Here is a 16419-nt window from a genome sequence, read left to right on the forward strand (position 1 = left end):
GGGCTTTTTCAATTTTTTACAGCTTTAGTCGCGCTTTTGCGCCCACAGGTCGTATTCGTCGGCATCGGTCACGGTGCACCAGACCTTGTCGCCCGGCTTCAAACCGCTGGCATCGTCGATAAACACGTTACCGTCGATTTCCGGCGCATCGAAGAAGCAACGGCCGACGGCGCCTTGCTCGTCGACTTCGTCGATCAGCACTTCGATTTCCTTGCCGATACGCAGTTGCAGGCGCGCCGAGCTGATCGCTTGCTGGTGCGCCATGAAGCGCTCCCAACGGTCCTGCTTGACGTCGTCCGGCACCACGGCCAGGTCCAGCAGGTTGGCCGGAGCGCCTTCGACCGGCGAGTACTGGAAGCAGCCGACGCGGTCCAACTGGGCTTCGGTCAACCAGTCCAGCAGGTACTGGAAGTCTTCTTCGGTTTCACCGGGGAAGCCGACGATAAAGGTCGAACGGATGATCAGTTCCGGGCAGATCTCGCGCCAGTTCTTGATCCGCGCCAGGGTCTTGTCTTCGAAGGCCGGGCGTTTCATGGCCTTGAGCACTTTGGGGCTGGCGTGCTGGAACGGGATGTCCAGGTACGGCAGGATCTTGCCGGCGGCCATCAAGGGAATCAGCTCGTCCACGTGCGGGTACGGGTAAACGTAGTGCAGACGCACCCACACGCCCAGGCTGCTGAGCGCTTCGCAGAGTTCGGTCATGCGGGTTTTCACCGGCGCGCCATTCCAGAAACCGGTGCGGTACTTCACGTCGACGCCGTAGGCGCTGGTGTCCTGGGAGATCACCAGCAGCTCTTTCACGCCGGATTTGACCAGGCGCTGGGCCTCGTCCAGCACATCGCCCACCGGACGGCTGACCAGCTTGCCGCGCATTGACGGGATGATGCAGAAGCTGCAGCTGTGATTGCAGCCTTCGGAAATCTTCAGGTAGGCGTAGTGACGCGGCGTCAGCTTGATGCCTTGCGGCGGCACCAGGTCGATCAACGGGTTGTGGTCCTGGCGCGGTGGCACCACGGCGTGCACGGCGTTGACCACCTGTTCGTACTGCTGCGGGCCGGTCACGGCAAGCACGCTTGGGTGGACGTTGCGGATATTGCCTTCTTCCACGCCCATGCAGCCGGTCACGATGACCTTGCCGTTTTCCTTGATGGCTTCGCCGATCACTTCCAGGGACTCTGCCTTGGCCGAGTCGATGAAACCACAGGTATTGACCACCACCACGTCCGCGTCCTGGTAAGTGGAGACGACGTCATAACCTTCCATGCGCAGTTGCGTGAGAATGCGCTCGGAGTCGACCAGAGCCTTCGGGCAACCCAGGGAAACAAAGCCAACCTTGGGGTTGGCTTTTGCGATGGTGGTGGACATGTCTAACCTCGGTATCGAATGACGCCGCCACCGTGAAGGGCAGGCAGCGGACGGGCGCTTGGTGCGCCTCTGATCAAAAAGTGCGCAATTCTAGCGGCGGGCAACGCACTTGACCAGCTTTATGCGGGGAAATGCGACGAGCGCTGTGCTGTTCAATACCCCAATGCCTAAGCAAATAATTCAGCGTGGCTCCCCAAGTCTACAAAGGTGATCAGGTCAGCCCGTGAATGTTCGTAAATCAGCAGGAAATCACCACCAATATGGCATTCTCTGAACCCGTCCCAGTTTCCGGTAAGCGCATGGTCTCGATACTCGGCGGGTAGTTGTTCGCCCAACAAAAAGCGAAACCATCACTACCCTGACCTCATTCATGTCTCGACGCCCGGCGCGTTTATAGCGTTCCCGGGACTTTTTAAACTCAGGTGTCTGTGCGCACTGCTTGGGTATTTCAGCGCGTTTTTGCTTCTTCTCCTGCTTCGCCATCGGCGTCCCTTAGCATGTCATCGATCGAATCGAACTGGCGACGGATAGCATGCGCTTGCTTCATGGCGCGAGCGGTTTTCTCCGAAGGGATGCGTACCTCGAAAGGCAGCCCTTGCGTCGTCACGACCTGACGGAGGAAAAGACGCATGGCGTCACTGAGGCTAAGCCCACAGGCATTGAGCACAGCAGTGGCACGCTCCTTCAAATCCTCGTCAATGCGACAACGCACATCAGTGGTTTTCAGTAATGCAGACATAGCGTGACTCCCGATCAAAAACGTAGCTACGTTGTGGCTACGTCCTGAGTATGGATCAACCCGTCAAAAAACCGGGCAAATGCTTTTTGCTCCAAGCATGACGCCAGGCGACCCATAGGTCGGAATCACGGTGGTGGTAACACGCGAAAACGTAGCGTTAGTACTCAGTGACGTCAATGCAGGCAAAAAGACGCCTGTTTTAATGCAGAGAAATGCGACCAGCGCTGCGCTATGCTTCGCGCCGTTGCTCATAGGTAAAATCCGAAGGTCAACAAAACGTCTGTTACGAGAAGTAAAACAGCGCATGCTACGGTCAGTTTGAGCACGTTGTTTATAAGCGACCTCAGGTCAAAGGGCAGGAGTGGTTGATGGGTCAGGCAAGTAGTCAGGCAGCGGGTGCCGAGCATTCGAACGCCAAGCCGATTGGCATGCTGGTAGCAGCGGTCGGGGTGGTGTATGGCGATATCGGGACCAGCCCGCTCTACACCCTTAAAGAGGTGTTCAATGGCGGTTATGGGGTGCAGGTCAACCATGACGGGGTGTTGGGGATCCTGGCGCTGATCTTCTGGTCGCTGATCTGGGTCGTGTCGATCAAATACATGCTGTTCGTGCTGCGCGCCGACAACCAGGGCGAAGGCGGCATCATGGCGCTGACCGCCCTGGCACGTCGTGCGGCCGGAGAGCGTAGGAAACTGCGCAGTTTCCTGGTGGTGTGCGGCTTGTGCGGTGCGGCGCTGTTCTACGGCGACAGCATGATCACCCCGGCGATTTCGGTGTTGTCGGCCGTCGAGGGCCTTGAGTTGGCGTTCGACGGCCTGGAGCGCTGGGTCGTGCCCATCGCACTGGTGGTCCTGGTGGCGCTGTTCCTGATCCAGAAACACGGCACTGACCGCATCGGCAAGCTGTTCGGGCCGGTCATGGTGACCTGGTTCCTGGTGCTGGGCGGCCTTGGCGTGTATGGCATCACCCTGCACCCTGAAGTGCTCAGCGCCATGAACCCGATGTGGGCCGTGCGCTTCTTCGAGGCTCACCCCGGCATCGGCGTGGCCATCCTTGGCGCGGTGGTGCTGGCACTGACCGGCGCCGAAGCGTTGTATGCCGACATGGGCCACTTCGGCCGCAAACCCATCGCCCGTGCCTGGTTCATCCTGGTGCTGCCGGCGCTGGTGCTCAACTATTTCGGTCAGGGCGCCATGTTGCTGGGCGATCCGGAAGCGGCGCGCAACCCGTTCTACCTGCTGGCGCCGAGCTGGGCGCTGATTCCGCTGGTGGTGCTGTCGACCCTGGCCACCGTGATTGCCTCCCAGGCGGTGATTTCCGGTGCGTTCTCCCTGACGCGCCAGGCCATCCAGCTGGGTTATATCCCGCGTATGCACATTCAACATACCTCCAGCGCCGAACAGGGCCAGATCTATATTGGCGCCGTGAACTGGTCGCTGATGGTGGGCGTGATCCTGCTGGTGCTGGGTTTTGAATCCTCCGGTGCGCTGGCGTCCGCCTATGGCGTGGCGGTGACCGGCACCATGCTGATGACCACGATCCTGGTGTCTGCGGTGATGCTGCTGCTGTGGAAATGGCCGCCGGTGCTGGCGGTGCCGGTGTTGCTCTGCTGTCTGTTGGTGGACGGGCTGTACTTTGCCGCCAACGTGCCGAAGATCATCCAGGGCGGCGCCTTTCCGGTGTTGGCGGGGATCGTGTTGTTCGTGCTGATGACCACCTGGAAGCGCGGCAAGCAATTGCTCGTCGAGCGCCTCGACGAGGGCGGCCTGCCGTTGCCGATATTTATCGGCAGTATCCGCGTGCAGCCACCCCATCGCGTGCAGGGCACGGCGGTATTTCTTACGGCGCGCCCCGACGCCGTACCCCATGCGCTGCTGCACAACCTGTTGCATAACCAGGTGTTGCACGAGCAGGTGGTGCTGCTGACCGTGGTCTACGAAGACATCCCGCGTGTGCCTGCGGCGCGGCGTTTTGAAGTGGACGCCTATGGCGAGGGGTTCTTCCGGGTGATCCTGCACTTTGGTTTTACCGATGAGCCGGACGTGCCCGAGGCGCTGAAACTGTGCCATCTGGACGAGCTGGATTTCAGCCCGATGCGCACCACCTACTTCCTCAGCCGCGAAACCGTGATCGCCTCGCGTATCAAAGGCATGGCGCGCTGGCGCGAAGCGTTGTTCGCGTTCATGTTGAAGAATGCCAACGGCAACCTGCGCTTCTTCAAACTCCCGGTCAACCGGGTGATCGAGCTGGGCACCCAGGTCGAAATGTAAGACGCTGCAGCACGGGAGCCGGCAATCGGCTCCCGGTTCACCTCTGAACCCTTTACCTCTGAACCCTTTACCTCTGAACTCTTTAGCTCTGAACTCTTTAGCTCTGAACCCAGTGCGACCCGTCGTTGTCGACTAGGCTCTAAGCACCATGAAGAGAGCCTTGGAGCTTGCCCACAGAACCCGAAGAGGTGCGCCATGAGTCAGTTGCTCGAACCCTACACCCTGCGTCAACTCACCCTGCTGAACCGCATCGCGGTATCACCAATGTGCCAATACTCAAGCGATGATGGCCTGGCCAACGACTGGCACCTGGTGCATCTGGGCAGCCGTGCCGTGGGCGGCGCCGGGCTGATCTTCACCGAAGCCACCGCCGTGACCGCCGATGGCCGCATCACCGCCCAGGACCTGGGGTTGTGGAAAGACGAACAGATCGAACCGTTGCAACGCATTACACGCTTTATTGCGGCGCAAGGTGCGGTGGCCGGTATTCAACTGGCGCACGCTGGGCGCAAGGCCAGCACTTATCGGCCGTGGATCGGCAAGCATGGCAGCGTCAAGCCGGAGGACGGTGGCTGGTTGCCGGTAGGCCCGTCGCCTATCGCATTCGACCCTCAGCACACGCAACCCAAACCGCTGGATGAGGCACAGATCCGCCAAGTGATCGCCGATTTTGTCGCCGCCGCCAAGCGTGCCCTGGCCGCAGGTTTCGAAGTGGTGGAGATCCATGCCGCCCACGGTTACCTGCTGCATCAGTTTCTGTCGCCCATCAGTAACCAGCGCCAGGACCAGTACGGCGGCTCCTTCGAAAACCGCATCCGCCTGGTGCTGGAGGTGACCCGCGCGGTGCGCGAAGTCTGGCCCCAGAACCTGCCGCTGTTTGTGCGCGTGTCAGCCACCGACTGGGTGGAAGACGGCTGGAACCCCGATGAAACCGTGGAACTGGCGCGCCGCCTGAAAGACCTGGGCGTGGACTTGATCGACGTGTCCTCCGGCGGCACCGCCGCCAACGCCGAAATCCCCACCGGCCCCGGTTACCAGACGCGCTTTGCCGAGCGGGTACGCAAAGAGTCGGGCATCGCCACCGGCACGGTCGGCATGATCACCGAACCGGCCCAGGCCGAACATATCCTGCGTACCTGCCAGGCCGACATCATCTTCCTGGCCCGCGAATTGTTGCGCGACCCGTACTGGCCGCTGCATGCCGACGATGACCTGGGCGGGCGCAAAGCGATCTGGCCGGCGCAATATCAACGGGCGACGCACCGCGACCAGCCGATTCATGAATCCGATCTCAGGGATTGATCCTTAGCCTATGCCCACACAACCCACCCTGACGCGGTGGGTTTTTTTCGCTCGTGGCGATGACGCAGATCGATCTGAGTGGTCGGTGAAGGCGTGAGAAAGGGTTGTAGGTATTTATTACCGAAGCAATTATTTAAGTGAATACTCTAAAAAAATCCCACACGTAACCAGATTGTTTCTACGCTTACGATAAGCCTGATTTTCGGCCCAGGAAGTCAGTCCGCTTCACGTCACGCGGATAAAGGGCAGCAGACATATTGGATCGATATCAGGAGAAGCAGTCCATGGCCAAGTCCTATGGTGTAGCGGGTGTGATGGCGTCTTTTCTGATCCGCAGGATGTCCTTGCGTGGCCGCAGGTTGAGTTCGGATGAAGTCGAACTGCTGGCGCATTACCGCACCCTGACCGAGAGCGATCAGGTTGCGATGCGGTATTTGATTGGGGCGATGAAAACCGTGTCTCGGTTTTGAAGGGTGGGCGGACACCGTGTGGGAGCACATTGCTCCCACAGCGTGGGCCGCCGTCTCAGGTGTATTTACGCTTGCCCGGCTCGGGCGGGAAATACTGATACAGCCAAGTCTCACTCAGGGTACGGTCCTGGGTGCGGATAAACAGACGCAGCTCTACTGGCTCCACGCTGTCACTGGTGGGGTACCAGTCGAATAGAATGCGGTAGCCCTTGATGTTGTCGAGCACCAGCACGCTGAAGTCTTTCACCTCGCCGTGAGAGCAGGTGACCACCGGTTCGATGCCCGTGCCGGCTGGCAAACGGTCCAGACCGCCGCCCTTGAAGTCCACCGCAAAGCGGCGTGCCCACACCTCAGGGTAATGCTCGCCTGGGGCCCAGCCTTCGGTAAATCCGCCCATGCCCGAACGGGTCGCGTCGACCTGCGCCAGCGGCGTGCTCACCGGCGGCAGGGCGCTCCAGTAGAGCTTGTAGCCGTAGTTGAGCGAATCGCCGGCCGCCACCGGTTTTTTCGGGGTCCAGAAGGCTACGATATTATCCAGGGTCTCGCCGGTAGTGGGGATCTCCAGCAAGTCGATCGAGCCTTCGCCCCAGGCGGTGGTGGGTTCTACCCAGAGGCTGGGTCGCTTGCTGTACCAGTCCACGGTGTCCTGATAGCTGGCGAACTCGTGGTCGGTCTGCACCAGGCCGAAGCCTTTGGGGTTGGTGTCGGCGAAGGCGTTGAACTGCAGCTTGGCCGGGTTGTTCAGCGGACGGCAAATCCACTCGCCGTTGCCGCGCCACATGGCCAGGCGGTCCGAGTCGTGGATTTGCGGGTGGATGGTGTCGCACATCCGGCGTTCGTGGGTTCCGCAACTGAACATGCTGGTCATGGCCGCAATGCCCAATTGTTCGATGGCGGTGCGCGCATTGATATGGGCATCGATCGCCATCACCACTTGATTGGCCTGGCAGTCGATATCGAAGCGATAGGCGCCGGTCGCGCTGGGGGAATCGAGCAGGGCGTAGACCACGAAGCGGGTGGCATCCTTGTCCGGGGTTTCGAACCAGAACTGGGTGAAGTCGGGGAACTCTTCGCGTTTTTTCGCGTAGGTGTCGATCGCCAGGCCGCGCGCCGACAGGCCGTACTGGCCGGTGGAGTCGACGGCGCGGAAGTAGCTGGCACCCAGAAACGACAGCACATCATGGCGGTCAAGCTCCGGCGCCTTGAACAGTTTGAACCCGGAGAAGCCCAGGTCGCCGGTCAGCTGTTTGGTGTCAACCGTGGTTTTTTCATAGTTGAACAGCGAAGGGCGAAAATGCACTTCGCGGGCCTCGCGGGTCTTGGGATCGACACTGTGCATGCGCACCTGCGTCTTGAAGCCCATGCCGACGTGGAAAAACTGCACGTCCAGTTGCCCGTTCAGTTCCTTCCACAGCGAATGGTTGCCGTCGTAGCCAATGGCGTTGAAGTTCTGCGGGGTCATGGTTGCCAGCGTGGGCGGCAGCACTTGCCGGGTGTCTTTGTAGGCGGCGCCGGCGAGCTGTTTGGCCTGGGCCTTGAGCGTGTCGAAATCGAATGCCACGGCCTTGCCATCGGCGGCACGGTTCCCGGCCCAGGCCTGCGCGGCCAGCAGGCCACTGGCCGACAAACCGGTGTAGGCCGCAATGGCCATGGACGCTTTGAGCAAATTCCTGCGGTGCATAGAGACAACCTGTCGTGAGCGAATCCCGCGCCGTTCCTGGCACGTAACGGATCAGAAATAACGGTTCGGACATGCCTTCGGCCAAACGCAACGGACAATAAACAGACGCCGGATAGCTTAAGCGGTTCGATGGTGAAGGAAAAATCATTGATGGCAGCATGATGGCGCCGCTGTGCAACAAGACATTTCCGACGCCAGGGCAGGGCGTTACATCTGGAAGCACTCTAGATAGAGCGTTTTTGGCACTTAGTTTTACGCTGGGGGCCTATTGGTCCTACGAACCCAAGTGTCTGGAGGCTACGAATGAATACCCGTGGATTGCTCGATCAGTTGCTCAAGTCTGGCCAGGACATGTTGCAGAACAAGGCTGGCGGCCAGCGTCAATCGACTGACAAAGGCGCCCTTGGCGGGCTGCTTGGCAGTGGCGGACTTGGCAGTCTGCTCGGTGGCGCAGGCGGTGGTGCATTGGCGGCCGGTGCCATGGGCTTGCTGCTGGGCAATAAGAAGGCGCGCAAATTCGGCGGCAAGGCCCTGACCTACGGAGGCCTGGCCGCGTTGGGAGTCATTGCCTACAAAGCCTACGGCAACTGGCAGGCGCAGCAGGCCAACGCGCCCCAGGGCGAGCCGCAAACCATTGATCGTCTGCCGCCGGCCCAGGTCGAGCAGCACAGCCAGGGCATTCTCAAGGCGCTGGTCGCTGCCGCCAAGGCCGACGGGCATGTGGATGAGCGTGAGCGGGCGTTGATCGAAGGCGAGTTCACCAAGCTCGACAACGACCGCGAACTGCAAGCCTGGCTGCACGCCGAGTTGAACAAACCCCTCGACCCGGCCGACGTCGCCCGCGCCGCCGGCACCCCGGAAATGGCCGCCGAGATGTACATCGCCAGTGTGATGCTGGTGGACGAGGAAAACTTCATGGAGAAGGCCTACCTGGACGAACTGGCGCGACAGCTGAAGCTGGAGCCGGGCCTGAAGGCGGAGCTGGAGAAACAGGTGCGCCTTAACCTCGAATAAAACCGCCTACTTGTCCACAGGTGGGAGCGGGCCTGCTCCCACCTTCAAACCCGGCTTGGTTCCAAGCGCCAGGGCGCCTGCCGCCAGGGCGCCGCCGGCACCTGCAGTGTCCCCGCAAACCATTGGTTAATACACGCCATCGCTCAGCTATACTCCCCTCCATTTGAATGGATCTGCGAGGAATTACTGTGAAGAACTGGACCCTGCGCCAACGGATTTTGGCGAGCTTTGCGGTAATTATCGCGATCATGCTGCTGATGGTCGTGCTCTCGTATTCGCGCCTGTTGAAAATCGAAACCAGTGAGAGCTCCGTGCGCGATGACGCTGTGCCTGGCGTGTTTTTCAGCTCGATGATTCGCAGCGCCTGGGTCGACAGCTACCTGCAAACCCAGGAATTGGTGGGCATCCACAAAAACCAGGGCATTTCCGAGGAGGACAAGCAGGACTACAAGTCCTTCGAGGCACGCCTTGAGAAATACATGGCCGACTACGCCCAGACGATCAACTTCACCCAGGATCGCAGCGATTTCGACGCCTTCGAAAAAACCCACCAGAGCTACAACCAGATCCTCGCCCAAGTGCTCCAGGCGCAGCAGAGCAACAACGCCGTGGAGGCCCTCCGGCTGTTCAACGAGCAACTGACGCCTGCCTGGGTCGCAGGCCGCGCGAAGCTCAATGAAATCATCCAGCAGAACAAACAAGTTGCCGACGAGGCTACCGCCGCCATCGATGATGCCGTTGAGGCCGCGAAGATCAGCATGGGCGTCTCGCTGCTGCTGGCGGTGCTTGCCGCCGCGCTGTGTGGCCTGCTGTTGATGCGCGCAATCATGGCGCCGATGAAGCGCATCGTCGATATCCTCGAAGTCATGCGCACGGGCGACCTGAGCAAGCGCCTGAACCTGGAGCGCAATGACGAATTCAATATGGTCGAAACCGGCTTTAACGACATGATGACCGAGCTGACCGCGCTGGTCTCCCAGGCGCAGCGTTCGTCGGTGCAGGTCACCACCTCGGTGACCGAGATTGCCGCCACCTCCAAGCAGCAACAGGCCACGGCCACCGAAACCGCCGCCACCACCACTGAAATCGGCGCCACATCGCGTGAAATCGCCGCGACCTCCAAGGACCTGGTGCGTACCATGACCGAAGTGTCCACCGCCGCCGACCAGGCTTCGGTCGCCGCCGGGTCCGGTCAACAGGGCCTGGCACGCATGGAAGAAACCATGCATTCGGTGATGGGCGCCGCCGACCTCGTCAACGCCAAGCTGGCGATCCTCAATGAGAAGGCCGGCAACATCAATCAGGTGGTGGTGACCATCGTCAAAGTGGCAGACCAGACCAACCTGCTGTCCCTCAACGCCGCCATCGAGGCCGAGAAAGCCGGTGAGTACGGGCGCGGTTTTGCCGTGGTCGCTACCGAAGTGCGCCGCCTGGCCGACCAGACCGCCGTCGCGACGTACGACATCGAGCAGATGGTGCGCGAGATCCAGTCGGCGGTGTCGGCGGGCGTGATGGGCATGGACAAGTTCTCCGAGGAAGTGCGCCGCGGCATGTTCGAAGTGCAGCAAGTGGGCGAGCAACTGTCGCAAATCATCCACCAGGTGCAGGCCCTCGCGCCGCGGGTGTTGATGGTCAATGAAGGCATGCAGGCCCAGGCCACCGGCGCCGAGCAGATCAACCACGCGCTGGTGCAGTTGGGGGATGCCAGCAGCCAGACCGTCGAGTCCCTGCGCCAGGCCAGCTTTGCCATCGATGAACTGAGCCAGGTCGCGGTGGGTCTGCGCAGCGGCGTGTCGCGTTTCAAAGTCTGATGAGCGACTTCGCGGCTAAACGCGGCGCCGTTACGGCAGCGAAAAAGGCGTTGTTCCTGGTGTTCCACATCGGCACTGAGCGCTTTGCCCTCAAGGCCACCGAAGTGGTCGAGGTGCTGCCGCGCCTGCCGCTCAAACCCATCGCCCAGGCACCTGTGTGGGTGGCGGGCATCTTTGCCCATCGCGGCGCGCTGGTGCCGGTGATCGACCTGAGCGCCCTGACCTTCGGCACCGTGGCCCAGGCCCGTACGAGTACGCGGCTGGTGCTGGTCAATTATCAGCCACAAGCCGGGAGCCAGGCGCGGTGGCTGGGCCTGATCCTGGAGCAGGCCACCGACACCCTGCGTTGCGACCCCGCCGAATTCCAGCCTTATGGCCTGGATAACCGCCAGGCGCCCTACCTGGGGCCGGTGCGCGAAGATGCGCTGGGCTTGATGCAATGGATCGGCGTGGCCGAGTTGTTGAGCGATGACGTGCGTGCGTTGCTGTTTTCCAGCGAGTTGAGCCTATGAGCAGTGATCCGCGCTTCTCGGCCTTCCTGAAGGAACGTATCGGCCTGGACGTCGCGTCGGTGGGCGAGGCGATCATTGAGCGTGCGGTGCGCCAGCGTTGCCAGCTGTCCCAGGCGCCCACAGCGGGCGCCTACTGGCAGCTCCTGCAAAGCTCCCACGATGAGCAGCAGGCGCTGATTGAAGCGGTGATCGTTCCCGAGACCTGGTTTTTCCGCTACCCCGAGTCCTTTGCGACCCTGGCGCGCCTGGCCCATGCACGCCTGGCCGAGATCAAGCAGATGCGCGCCCTGCGCATTCTCAGCCTGCCCTGTTCCACCGGCGAAGAACCCTATTCGATTGCCATGGCCCTGCTCGACGCCGGCCTGGCGCCGCACCAGTTCAAAGTACAAGGGATGGACGTCAGCCCGTTGTCCGTGGAGCGTGCCCGCCGCGGTGTGTACGGCAAGAACTCCTTTCGCGGCGCCGACCTTGAATTTCGCGACCGGCATTTCACTGAAGACGGCGGCGTCTACCGCATCGCCGACCGGGTGCGCGAGCAAGTGCGCCTGCAAGTGGGCAACCTGCTCGACCCGGCGCTGTTGGCCAATGAGTCCAGCTACGATTTTGTATTCTGTCGCAACCTGCTGATCTATTTCGATCAGCCCACCCAGAAGCAAGTCTTCGATGTGCTCAAGGAACTGACCCACGTGGACGGCGTGTTGTTCATCGGCCCGGCCGAAGGCAGCCTGCTGGGACGCCATGGCATGCGTTCGATTGGCGTGCCGCAATCCTTTGCGTTCAGCCGGCACGCGGAGTCGGTCGCGCCAGCCCCGGTGTTTGCACCGATACCGGCACCCACGCCGCCGCGCAGTGCGGCGCCTGTTGCGCTCAAGCCGCGCCCGTTCAGTACGGTTGGCGCCCAGGCGGCGCCGGTCAAGGCACCGCACACGGAGGCCGGCGAGTTGCTCAACCAGATCGCCACCTTGGCCAATGAGGGCAAGAGTGCCGAGGCCCGCGCTGCGTGCGAGCGCTATCTGGGCAGCCATCCGCCAGTGGCCCAGGTGTTCTACTGGCTGGGCTTGCTCAGCGATGTAGCCGGCAATGCCCCGCAAGCCCAAGGGTATTACCGTAAAGCCTTATACCTGGAACCGCAGCATCCGCAGGCCTTGATGCACCTGGCCGCGTTGCTCGAGTCCCAGGGCGACAGTGCGGGGGCGCGTCGTTTGCAGGCGCGCGCCGCACGTAGCGAGCGAGCTGACAGTGAGTCCAAACGATGAGTAGCCCTGACGTGCTGGATACCGCTGGCCTGGACCTGACCCTGGCCGACACCCAAGCCATCGACGACTGCTGGAACCGCATCGGCATCCATGGCGACAAATCCTGCCCCTTGCTGGTGGAGCACATCCATTGCCGTAACTGCTCGGTGTATTCGGCCGCGGCCACGCGCCTGCTCGACCGCTATGCGCTGGCGCAGGACGAGCGTCCCGCGCAAGCCGCCGGCGAGCTCGACAACCAGGTGGTCACCCGCTCCTTGCTGATGTTCCGCCTCGGCGAGGAGTGGCTGGGCATCGCGACCCGTTGCCTGGTGGAAGTCGCGCCCCTGCAACCGATCCACTCCTTGCCGCACCAGCGCTCCCGGGCTTTGCTGGGCGTGGCCAACGTACGCGGCGCATTGGTAGCTTGCCTGTCGCTGGTGGAACTGCTCGGCCTGGACAGCGCCAATACCGGCGCCACCGGCGGGCGCATCATGCCGCGCATGCTGATCATTGCCGCGCAGGATGGCCCGGTGGTCGTGCCGGTGGACGAAGTGGATGGCATCCATGCCATCGATGAGCGCACCTTGAGCGCCGCGTCGGCCTCCGGTACCCAGGCCAGTGCGCGTTTCACCCAGGGCGTATTGCAGTGGAAAGGCCGCAGCCTGCGTTGGCTGGACGAGGCTCAATTGTTGTCCGCCGTGACCCGGAGCCTCGCATGACCCCCGACCAGATGCGCGATGCCTCGCTGTTGGAACTGTTCAGCCTGGAAGCCGATGCGCAGACCCAGGTGCTCAGTGCAGGCCTGCTGGCCCTGGAACGCAACCCGACCCAGGCCGACCAGCTTGAGGCCTGCATGCGCGCCGCGCACTCGCTCAAGGGCGCGGCGCGGATTGTCGGGGTGGATGCCGGCGTCAGCGTGGCCCATGTCATGGAAGACTGCCTGGTCAGCGCCCAGGAAGCGCGCTTGTACCTGCAGCCCGAGCATATCGACGCGTTGCTGCAGGGCACGGATTTGCTGATGCGTATCGCCACCCCGGGCAATAACGTAGGGGCGGCGGATATCCAGGCCTATGTGGCGCTGATGGAGCGCTTGCTGGACCCGTCGCAACCCAGCGCCATGGTCGCGCCGAAACCCGAACCGGCTCCCATGCCGGTGATCGAGGCGCCGGTACCCGAACCTGAGCCTGCGCCCGCCGTCATCAGCGAGCCGCCGCGCCAGGGCAAACGCATGACCGAAGGCGGTGAGCGCGTGCTACGGGTCACGGCCGAACGCTTGAACAGCCTGTTGGACCTGTCCAGCAAATCGTTGGTGGAAACCCAGCGCCTCAAGCCCTACCTGGCCAGCCTGCAGCGCCTCAAGCGGCTGCAAAGCAACAGCCTGCGCGCCCTGGATACCCTGGAGGGCCACCTCAAGGTCGTCGACCTCAACCTTGAGGCCCAGGAAGCCCTGGCCGATACCCGCCGCTTGTTGAGTGAGGCCCAGGCGCTGCTGGCGCAGAAGAACGCCGAGCTGGACGAGTACGGCTGGCAGGCCGGCCAGCGCGCCCAGGTGCTTTACGACACCGCGTTGGCCTGTCGCATGCGCCCGTTTGCCGATGTGCTGGCCGGGCAGGTACGCATGGTGCGTGACCTCGGCCGCAGCCTGGGCAAGCAAGTGCGCCTGGAGATCGAGGGCGAAAAGACCCAGGTCGACCGCGATGTGCTGGAAAAGCTCGAGGCGCCACTCACGCATTTATTACGCAATGCCGTCGACCACGGCATCGAAATGCCCGAGCAGCGGCTGCTGGCGGGCAAGCCGGCGGAAGGCTTGATTCGCCTGCGTGCGTCCCATCAAGCCGGCTTGCTGGTGCTGGAGTTGAGCGATGACGGTAACGGCGTCGACCTTGAGCGCCTGCGCGGCACCATTGTCGACCGGCACCTGTCCCCCGTGGAAACCGCGCTGCGCCTGAGCGAGGAAGAACTGCTCACGTTCCTGTTCCTGCCGGGGTTCAGCCTGCGCGACAAGGTGACCGAAGTGTCCGGTCGCGGCGTCGGCCTGGATGCGGTGCAGCACATGGTGCGTCAACTGCGCGGCGCCGTGGTGCTGGAGCAGACGGCGGGGCAGGGCAGTCGCTTTCACCTGGAGGTGCCGTTGACCTTGTCGGTGGTGCGCAGCCTGGTGGTGGAGGTCGGTGAAGAGGCCTACGCCTTCCCGCTGGCGCACATCGAACGCATGTGCGACCTGGCGCCCGAGGACATTGTGCAACTGGAAGGTCGCCAGCATTTCTGGCACGAGGGCCGGCATGTCGGCTTGGTCGCCGCCAGTCAGCTGTTGCAGCGTCCACCGGGGCACACCCCTGCCGATACCTTGAAAGTGGTGGTGATCCGCGAGCGCGATGCCGTGTATGGGATCGCCGTGGAGCGCTTTATCGGTGAACGCACCCTGGTGGTATTGCCGCTGGATGATCGCCTGGGCAAGGTCCAGGATATTTCCGCCGGCGCCTTGCTCGACGATGGCTCGGTGGTCCTGATCGTCGACGTGGAGGACATGCTGCGTTCGGTGGACAAGTTGCTCAACACCGGCCGCCTGGAACGTATCGCCCGGCGCACCCAGCAGGCCACCGAGGCACCGCGCAAGCGGGTGCTGGTGGTTGACGACTCGCTGACCGTGCGTGAGCTGCAACGCAAGTTATTACTCAATCGCGGTTATGAAGTGGCCGTTGCGGTCGATGGCATGGATGGCTGGAACGCATTGCGTTCCGAGGATTTCGACCTGCTTATCACTGATATTGATATGCCTCGCATGGACGGTATTGAATTGGTCACACTCTTGCGCCGTGACAGTCGCCTGCAATCGTTGCCGGTGATGGTGGTTTCCTACAAGGATCGGGAAGAAGACCGACGCCGAGGCCTCGACGCCGGCGCCGACTATTACCTGGCCAAAGCCAGCTTCCACGACGATGCCTTGCTCGACGCCGTGGTTGAACTGATCGGGGGCGCCCGGGCATGAGGATTGCGATCGTCAATGACATGCCCCTGGCCGTCGAGGCGTTGCGGCGCGCCTTGAACCTGGAACCCGCGCACGAGGTGGTATGGGTGGCCAGTAATGGCCTGGAAGCGGTGCAGCGCTGTGCCGAACGGCTGCCGGACCTGATCCTGATGGACTTGATCATGCCGGTAATGGACGGCGTGGAGGCCACGCGGCAGATCATGGCCGAGACGCCCTGCGCGATTTTGCTGGTGACCGTCGACCGCCAGGCCAATATGAGCCGGGTGTTCGAAGCCATGGGCCACGGCGCCCTGGATGTGGTGGACACCCCGGCGCTCGGCGTGGGTAACCCCAGGGATGCGGCAGCGCCGTTGTTGCGCAAGATCCTCAATATCGGCTGGCTGATCGGCCAGCGCGGTAGCCGTGTGCGCGCCGAAACCGCGCCCGAGCGCAGCACCGGCAAACGCCAGAGCCTGGTGGCGATCGGTTCTTCGGCGGGCGGTCCGGCTGCCCTGGAAGTCCTGCTCAAGGGATTGCCCCGCAACTTTCCCGCCGCCATCGTGCTGGTCCAGCATGTGGACCAGGTGTTCGCCGCGGGCATGGCCGAGTGGTTGAGCAGTGCGTCCGGCCTGCCGGTGCGCCTGGCGCGAGAGGGTGAGCCTCCGCAGAGCGGCGTGGTCTTGCTGGCCGGTACCAACCACCATATTCGCTTGTTGAAAAATGGCACGCTAGCCTATACCGCAGAGCCGGTGAACGAGATTTACCGGCCGTCCATCGACGTGTTTTTCGAAAGTGTCGCCAGCTATTGGATCGGTGACGCCGTCGGCGTACTGCTGACCGGCATGGGGCGCGACGGCGCCCAGGGCCTCAAGTTGATGCGCGAACAAGGATATTTGACCATCGCCCAGGACCAGTCGAGTTCGGCGGTGTATGGGATGCCCAAAGCAGCGGCGGCGATTGATGCCGCTGTTGAAATTCGCCCACTGGAAAGAATTGCGCCGCGATTGCAGGAGGTCTTTGCAACATGATCGACAATCTCCCGCCGTGCTGGT

At 62.2% G+C, this 16419-nt stretch carries 13 protein-coding genes and 1 pseudogene; 10 read left to right on the top strand and 4 right to left on the bottom strand.

What is annotated here, in order from left to right; genetic code table 11:
* Nucleotides 1–24: 24 nt before the first annotated feature.
* The 3 genes and pseudogenes from rimO to BFP89_RS13915 form a co-directional block, all read right to left on the bottom strand.
* Nucleotides 25–1365, bottom strand: a complete 1341-nt coding sequence (rimO, locus tag BFP89_RS13910; RefSeq protein WP_065886038.1) for a 30S ribosomal protein S12 methylthiotransferase RimO — start codon at nt 1363–1365, stop codon at nt 25–27.
* Between the two features lie 167 nt (nt 1366–1532).
* Nucleotides 1533–1737: pseudogene (locus tag BFP89_RS28555) on the bottom strand (type II toxin-antitoxin system YafQ family toxin).
* Nucleotides 1738–1813: 76 nt separating this feature from the next.
* Nucleotides 1814–2104 (bottom strand): type II toxin-antitoxin system RelB/DinJ family antitoxin, encoded by a 291-nt coding sequence (locus tag BFP89_RS13915; protein WP_057723256.1) that lies wholly within the window; start codon nt 2102–2104, stop codon nt 1814–1816.
* A gap of 368 nt (nt 2105–2472) precedes the next feature.
* Between BFP89_RS13915 and BFP89_RS13920 the strand changes: the two genes are divergently transcribed.
* The 3 genes from BFP89_RS13920 (at nt 2473) to BFP89_RS13930 (ending at nt 6146) form a co-directional block, all read left to right on the top strand.
* Nucleotides 2473–4374: a potassium transporter Kup gene (locus tag BFP89_RS13920; protein WP_065886039.1), complete on the top strand. Its 1902-nt coding sequence runs from the start codon at nt 2473–2475 to the stop codon at nt 4372–4374.
* Nucleotides 4375–4569: 195 nt separating this feature from the next.
* Nucleotides 4570–5676, top strand: coding sequence for an NADH:flavin oxidoreductase/NADH oxidase (locus BFP89_RS13925; RefSeq protein ID WP_065886040.1), 1107 nt, complete (start codon nt 4570–4572; stop codon nt 5674–5676).
* Nucleotides 5677–5960: 284 nt separating this feature from the next.
* The gene (locus tag BFP89_RS13930) at nt 5961–6146 is read left to right on the top strand and encodes a hypothetical protein (protein ID WP_065886041.1); all 186 of its coding nucleotides are present in this window, start codon (nt 5961–5963) and stop codon (nt 6144–6146) included.
* Between the two features lie 55 nt (nt 6147–6201).
* Here BFP89_RS13930 and BFP89_RS13935 read toward each other — a convergent pair whose 3' ends face one another.
* Nucleotides 6202–7827, bottom strand: coding sequence for a glucan biosynthesis protein D (locus BFP89_RS13935; RefSeq protein WP_065886042.1), 1626 nt, complete (start codon nt 7825–7827; stop codon nt 6202–6204).
* Nucleotides 7828–8130: 303 nt separating this feature from the next.
* Here BFP89_RS13935 and BFP89_RS13940 point away from each other — a divergent pair, with 303 nt between their 5' ends.
* The 7 genes from BFP89_RS13940 (at nt 8131) to BFP89_RS13970 (ending at nt 16395) form a co-directional block, all read left to right on the top strand.
* Nucleotides 8131–8841, top strand: coding sequence for a tellurite resistance TerB family protein (locus BFP89_RS13940; protein WP_065886043.1), 711 nt, complete (start codon nt 8131–8133; stop codon nt 8839–8841).
* Between the two features lie 188 nt (nt 8842–9029).
* Nucleotides 9030–10652, top strand: coding sequence for a methyl-accepting chemotaxis protein (locus BFP89_RS13945; protein ID WP_065886044.1), 1623 nt, complete (start codon nt 9030–9032; stop codon nt 10650–10652).
* Nucleotides 10652–11164 (top strand): chemotaxis protein CheW, encoded by a 513-nt coding sequence (locus BFP89_RS13950; RefSeq protein WP_065886045.1) that lies wholly within the window; start codon nt 10652–10654, stop codon nt 11162–11164. The genes BFP89_RS13945 and BFP89_RS13950 overlap by 1 nt, the downstream gene beginning before the upstream one ends.
* On the top strand, nt 11161–12420 hold the full coding sequence (locus BFP89_RS13955) for a CheR family methyltransferase (RefSeq protein ID WP_065886046.1): 1260 nt from the start codon (nt 11161–11163) through the stop codon (nt 12418–12420). The genes BFP89_RS13950 and BFP89_RS13955 overlap by 4 nt, the downstream gene beginning before the upstream one ends.
* Complete coding sequence (locus BFP89_RS13960) at nt 12417–13118, top strand: chemotaxis protein CheW (RefSeq protein ID WP_065886047.1); 702 nt, start codon at nt 12417–12419, stop codon at nt 13116–13118. Before BFP89_RS13955 ends, BFP89_RS13960 begins: the two co-directional genes overlap by 4 nt.
* Nucleotides 13115–15388, top strand: a complete 2274-nt coding sequence (locus tag BFP89_RS13965) for a hybrid sensor histidine kinase/response regulator (RefSeq protein WP_065886048.1) — start codon at nt 13115–13117, stop codon at nt 15386–15388. Before BFP89_RS13960 ends, BFP89_RS13965 begins: the two co-directional genes overlap by 4 nt.
* Nucleotides 15385–16395, top strand: a complete 1011-nt coding sequence (locus BFP89_RS13970; RefSeq protein WP_065886049.1) for a chemotaxis response regulator protein-glutamate methylesterase — start codon at nt 15385–15387, stop codon at nt 16393–16395. Before BFP89_RS13965 ends, BFP89_RS13970 begins: the two co-directional genes overlap by 4 nt.
* Nucleotides 16396–16419 lie beyond the last annotated feature (24 nt).

It is taken from the genome of Pseudomonas sp. 31 R 17 (genome assembly GCF_900004915.1).
Classification (GTDB): domain Bacteria; phylum Pseudomonadota; class Gammaproteobacteria; order Pseudomonadales; family Pseudomonadaceae; genus Aquipseudomonas; species Aquipseudomonas orientalis_A.

Coding starts and splice junctions, on each gene's coding strand:
- BFP89_RS13915 (WP_057723256.1), bottom strand. CDS start 2,104: ATGTCTGCATTACTGAAAACCACTGATGTGCGTTGTCGCATTGACGAG.
- BFP89_RS13920 (WP_065886039.1), top strand. CDS start 2,473: ATGGGTCAGGCAAGTAGTCAGGCAGCGGGTGCCGAGCATTCGAACGCC.
- BFP89_RS13965 (WP_065886048.1), top strand. CDS start 13,115: ATGACCCCCGACCAGATGCGCGATGCCTCGCTGTTGGAACTGTTCAGC.
- rimO (WP_065886038.1), bottom strand. CDS start 1,365: ATGTCCACCACCATCGCAAAAGCCAACCCCAAGGTTGGCTTTGTTTCC.
- BFP89_RS13955 (WP_065886046.1), top strand. CDS start 11,161: ATGAGCAGTGATCCGCGCTTCTCGGCCTTCCTGAAGGAACGTATCGGC.
- BFP89_RS13960 (WP_065886047.1), top strand. CDS start 12,417: ATGAGTAGCCCTGACGTGCTGGATACCGCTGGCCTGGACCTGACCCTG.
- BFP89_RS13935 (WP_065886042.1), bottom strand. CDS start 7,827: ATGCACCGCAGGAATTTGCTCAAAGCGTCCATGGCCATTGCGGCCTAC.
- BFP89_RS13930 (WP_065886041.1), top strand. CDS start 5,961: ATGGCCAAGTCCTATGGTGTAGCGGGTGTGATGGCGTCTTTTCTGATC.
- BFP89_RS13925 (WP_065886040.1), top strand. CDS start 4,570: ATGAGTCAGTTGCTCGAACCCTACACCCTGCGTCAACTCACCCTGCTG.
- BFP89_RS13940 (WP_065886043.1), top strand. CDS start 8,131: ATGAATACCCGTGGATTGCTCGATCAGTTGCTCAAGTCTGGCCAGGAC.
- BFP89_RS13970 (WP_065886049.1), top strand. CDS start 15,385: ATGAGGATTGCGATCGTCAATGACATGCCCCTGGCCGTCGAGGCGTTG.
- BFP89_RS13950 (WP_065886045.1), top strand. CDS start 10,652: ATGAGCGACTTCGCGGCTAAACGCGGCGCCGTTACGGCAGCGAAAAAG.